Source organism: Streptomyces sioyaensis (assembly GCF_004122735.1).
GTDB lineage: Bacteria > Actinomycetota > Actinomycetes > Streptomycetales > Streptomycetaceae > Streptomyces > Streptomyces sioyaensis.
Genome location: NZ_SDIF01000274.1, coordinates 1 through 1,422, shown reverse-complemented (window position 1 = coordinate 1,422; position 1,422 = coordinate 1). Strand labels below are relative to the sequence as shown.

At 74.8% G+C, this 1,422-nt stretch carries 1 protein-coding gene; it reads left to right on the top strand.

Annotation, left to right across the window (positions count from 1 at the left end; genetic code table 11):
- Positions 1-1,311, top strand: a 1,311-nt coding sequence (locus tag EST54_RS33830; protein WP_129251477.1) for an ATP-binding protein, incomplete at its 5' end; no start/stop codon positions are given.
- Positions 1,312-1,422 lie beyond the last annotated feature (111 nt).

Below are 1,422 nucleotides of genomic sequence, written 5' to 3'. Positions count from 1 at the left end.
GGTGTGGCGGGGGGCGGGACCGCGGGTTCGGGGATGCACACGGTGCGGATCGAGACGGACCCGGCGCTGCCCAGCGGTCTGGCACTGCTGGACGCCCCGGACATCGATTCGCTGGTCGCGCGGAACCGGGAGCTGGCCGCCGAGCTGATCTGTGCGGCGGACGTATGGGTGCTGGTCACCACGGCCGCCCGGTACGCGGATGCGGTCCCCTGGCACCTCCTGCGGACAGCCAAGGAGTACGACGTCACCTTGGTCACCGTGCTGGACCGGGTGCCGCACCAGATCGCCACCGACATCTCCGGGCGGTATGCGGAGCTTCTCCAGCGGGCCGGTCTCGGTCACGTCCCGCGGTTCACGATTCCCGAGCTGCCCGAGTCGGCCGGCGGCGGGCGCGGGCTGCTGCCCGCCACGGCCGTCGCGGCGCTGCGGGACTGGCTGGAGCGGCATGCCCAGGACCCCGTGGCCCGCGCGGCCGCCGCGGAACGTACGGCCACCGGGGCGATCGCCTCGCTGCGCAGCCGGCTGCCCGCGCTGGCCGGGGCCGCCGCCGCCCAGCACGCCGCGGCGCTGCGGCTGGCCGGCCGGGTCGAGGAGGCGTACGAGCGGGCCGCGGAGCGCGTACGGCAGGAGGTCGCGGCCGGGGAGGTGCTGTCCGGGGATGCCCGCGCCCACTGGCGTGACCATGGGCTCGACGGCCGGTCGGACGAGTTGCTCGATGCCCTGACCCATGGCCTCACCTCGCTGTTGACCTGCGCCGTGGAGGAGGCCGACGAGCGGTCCGCGGACGCCTGGCGGCGCGACCCCGCGGCGGCCGAGATCGCGTTGACGACGGCTGAGGGCGCGGCGGATGCGGGCGAACGGCTCGGTGTGATCGTCCGGCGCTGGCGGCGCTGCCTAGAGGAGCTCGCCGAGGAGGAGACGCGCGAGGCCCGGGCGGGGCAGGCAGGGGAGCGCGCGGGGTCGGTGGAGCCCGAGGAGTCGGCGGCGCTGTTGGCCACCGCCCTGCTCGGTGGCCGTCGCGCACGCACGGCGGGCGAGAACCTCGCCGACCTGCTGGGGGCCCAGAGTGCGCTGCGGCTCTGTGACCGGGGCAGCCGGCTGCTGGCCACGTATCTGGAGCGCGCGTTGCACGGTGAGCGGGAGCGGCGACTGGCTCCGCTGGACCAGCTGACCGTGCCCATGAACCAGCAGGCGGAGCTGATCGCCGCACTGTCCGTAGTGCAGCGGGAGAAACAGCGGGAGCAGCGGAAGGAAGAGGAGACGGCGATGGCGAGGGAGATGGCGATGGGTAAGGAGGGGGTGTCGGGGTGAAGGTGTCCGAGGTGACCGGTGCCGGGGAGGGCTCGGGGGACGGACGCGAGTCGGGGAAGGGGACGAGCGGACGGAAGGCGGCGGGTGACGTCGGTGAGGGACTCGCGAAGG